At 64.5% G+C, this 1538-nt stretch carries 2 protein-coding genes; both read right to left on the bottom strand.

What is annotated here, in order from left to right; translation table 11 throughout:
• Window positions 1-67: 67 nt before the first annotated feature.
• Window positions 68-544, bottom strand: coding sequence for a transcription elongation factor GreA (greA, locus tag V7Q81_RS16045; protein WP_333845342.1), 477 nt, complete (start codon window positions 542-544; stop codon window positions 68-70).
• Window positions 545-626: 82 nt separating this feature from the next.
• The coding region (locus V7Q81_RS16040) for an ATP-binding protein (protein ID WP_442954865.1) at window positions 627-1538 on the bottom strand (912 nt) is incomplete at its 5' end.

Genomic DNA, 1538 nt, shown 5'->3' with positions numbered 1-1538 from the left:
GACAAGGACCGCGCTTTCACCCCCCCGCGTCCCGCGGAAGAAGACTCCCGGGCAAGGGGGCGACGCCTCAGACGTAGCGCACGTCCAGGATCTCGTATTCCCGAATCCCGCCGGGGGCCTGGACCTCTGCCACGTCTCCCGGGCGCTTGCCGATGAGGGCCCGGGCAATCGGGGAGCTGATGGAAATCTTGCCTTCCTTGATGTCGGCCTCGTCGTCCCCCACGATCTGATAAGTCACCACCTCCCCGTTCGTCATGTCCTCTAGGTCCACGGTGGCGCCGAAGACGCAGCGGCCGTCGGCGTCGAGCAGGGCCGGGTTGATGATCTGAGCGTTGGAGAGCTTCGCCTCCAGCTCATTGATGCGCCCCTCGATGAAGCTCTGCCGTTCCTTAGCAGCATGGTACTCGGCGTTCTCCGACAAGTCGCCATGGGCGCGGGCTTCGGCGATCGCCTGGATGATCGCCGGCCGCTGCACCGTTTTCAGGTCATGGAGCTCGGCGCGCAGCTTCTCGGCGCCGCTCACCGTCAACGGAATCTTGTTCATGCCTGCGAACACTCCCTCAATGGAATTTTTAGGATAACGAGATGAGGCCAGTCCCGCCAAGCCAGGGGGAAGTCCCGGGGGATCAGGCCGCCGAGCGCGTCGCCCGCAGCGCCCGGTGCAACCCTTGGAGATCGTAGACCTTGGACTCGCGCATGTGCTGCATCCCCAGGCAAGCCGCCCGGGCTCCGGCCACGGTGGTGTAATAGGTGATGCGGTGCTGCAGCGCTTCGCGTCGCAGGTAATAGGAGTCCTGGATCGCCGCGCGGCTGTCGTCGGTCGTGTTGATGATGAGATTGATCTCGCCGTTCTTGATGTAATCCACGATGTTGGGCCGCCCTTCGCCCAGCTTGTTGACGGGCGTAACTGGCAGGCCGGCAGCCGCCAGCGCCGCTGCCGTCCCCTTGGTGGCCATGAGACTGAAGCCCAAGGAGACAAGGGCCCGGGCGATTTCGATCACCCTGGGCTTGTCCGCAGCGCGCACCGATAACAGCACGTTGCCGGCGCGGGGAAGTTTCCCACCCGCCGCCATCTGGGATTTGATGAACGCCTCGGCGAAGGTCTCCCCGACCCCCATCACCTCGCCGGTGGACTTCATCTCCGGGCCCAGGATGGTGTCCACCCCCGGGAACTTGATGAAGGGGAAAACCGCCTCCTTGACCGAAAAATAGTGGGGTGTGACCTCCTCCACCACCCCCTGGCGGGCCAGGGTCTTGCCCACCATGCACCGGGCAGCGATCTTGGCAAGAGGCAGTCCCGTCGCCTTGGAGACGAAGGGCACCGTGCGGGAAGCGCGGGGATTGACCTCCAGCACGTAGACGACCCCGTCCTGGATCGCATATTGGACGTTCATAAGCCCCACCACGTTGAGCCCCTTGGCCAGGGCCACGGTCTGCCGCTTAAGCTCCCGCTGCAGCTCCAAAGGAAGGCTATAGGGCGGAAGGGAGCACGCAGAATCGCCCGAGTGCACCCCCGCCTGCTCGATGTGCTCCATGAC

It is taken from the genome of Pelomicrobium sp., from assembly GCF_036803785.1.
Classification (GTDB): domain Bacteria; phylum Pseudomonadota; class Gammaproteobacteria; order Burkholderiales; family UBA6910; genus Pelomicrobium.
The sequence above is the reverse complement of the archived record's forward strand: the minus strand, read 5'-3'. Positions and strand labels throughout refer to the sequence as shown.

Excerpts from the sequence above, each read along its gene's own strand:
- greA (WP_333845342.1), bottom strand. The coding sequence starts at position 544 with ATGAACAAGATTCCGTTGACGGTGAGCGGCGCCGAGAAGCTGCGCGCC.